Consider the following 1,327-nt stretch of genomic DNA (forward strand, 5'->3'; position numbering starts at 1 on the left):
TAAGGTGGACCCAATAGTCAAGACACAGATTTTGAATTATTAAGGTGGGGAATAGATCTATTACTATGAGCTAGGGGTGCTCTAGGGGCTTAGTGTATTATTCCACCTTTTATATTTAATGTCTATCATAAATTCTTAGGAGAGATGGGCTCCCCTAAGGTTGACTATAAATGGAGGCAGGAGTTTGGTAGCCTAATGATTGATGCGGACGTTCATGATTATAAAAATGGATAAAGCTATTAATCTCCTGGCGTGCTTCTCTGGGGCTAGCGTAGTCTTTTAAGTAAACTTCTTCATATTTTACTGTGCGCCATAGGCGTTCTGTGATGATATTATCCAGGGCTCGCCCTTTTCCATCCATGCTAATATTAATCTCTTTTTGTTTAAGTAAATCTGTATATTGCGGGCTTGTGAAATGGCTTCCCTGATCACTATTTAAAATGATAGGTTGATGGATTGATAGTGCTCGGTTAACGGCTTCTAATACAAAGTCCATTTCCAGCGTCTGATCAAGTTCCCAACTGATCACATAACGAGAATACCAATCAATCAAAGCGACTAAATACATCCAGTTTTTCTCTAAACGTATATAGGTAATATCAATCCCCCAAACTTGATTCGGATGAGTGATGGCTAACCCCCTTAGTAAATAAGGGTATATACGATGCTGCTGGTTTCTTTTGCTAAGATTAGGGCCAGGTGCAATACCTGTGATCCCCATTTCTCTCATATGCCTTTGAACGGTTTTTCTATTGATGGTGATCCCTTTCTGATTGAGTGTAACGGTTATTCGCCTTGATCCAAAAAACGGATATTTTGTGTAGATTTCATCAATCTGATGCTTAATCATTAACTCTTCAGCCGAGGGCTCAACAGGCTTATAATAAAGGCTAGATCGATTTAAATGTAGTAATTCGGCTTGCGTTTTAATGGAGAGATCAGTGCCTTCCCAATCAATCATGGAGACTCGTTCAGCTCTCGTCTTTAATGCCAGATTTTTTTTTAAGCCACGACAATTGCGTGGTTAATCGACCTACTTCGGCGTATAAATTCTCAATTTGGTTCTCATAATCCTCCTTCATCTGATCAACTTTCTTATTATTGGTTTCAAAGATTTGTGGCATTTGTTCAAGCGCTGCTTTGCGCCATTGACGTAATTGATTCACATGGATTCCATGTTCAGAAGAGATCTCGGAAATGGATTTCTCTTCTTTTAATATTTCTAGCACGATTTTGGATTTAAATTCTGATGTATATCTTTTTCTTCTACCCATAAACCTACTTTAACATCTCCTTATTTCGTGTCTAGATTTATGGGTCCATTATA

Annotated in this window: 1 protein-coding gene; it reads right to left on the minus strand. The window is 38.3% G+C overall.

Features of this window, described 5'->3' with window-relative positions:
* Positions 1–154: 154 nt before the first annotated feature.
* Positions 155–1,274, minus strand: a protein-coding gene (locus N782_RS20395; protein WP_237582704.1) for an IS3 family transposase whose coding sequence is annotated in 2 segments (ribosomal slippage) — positions 155–1,004 and positions 1,003–1,274 — 1,122 coding nt in all. Because the reading frame shifts where the segments join, the coding sequence is not laid out codon by codon here.
* Between the last annotated feature and the right edge of the window lie 53 nt (positions 1,275–1,327).

The sequence above is a fragment of the Pontibacillus yanchengensis Y32 genome, assembly GCF_000770635.1.
Taxonomy (GTDB): Bacteria; Bacillota; Bacilli; order Bacillales; family BH030062; genus Pontibacillus; species Pontibacillus yanchengensis.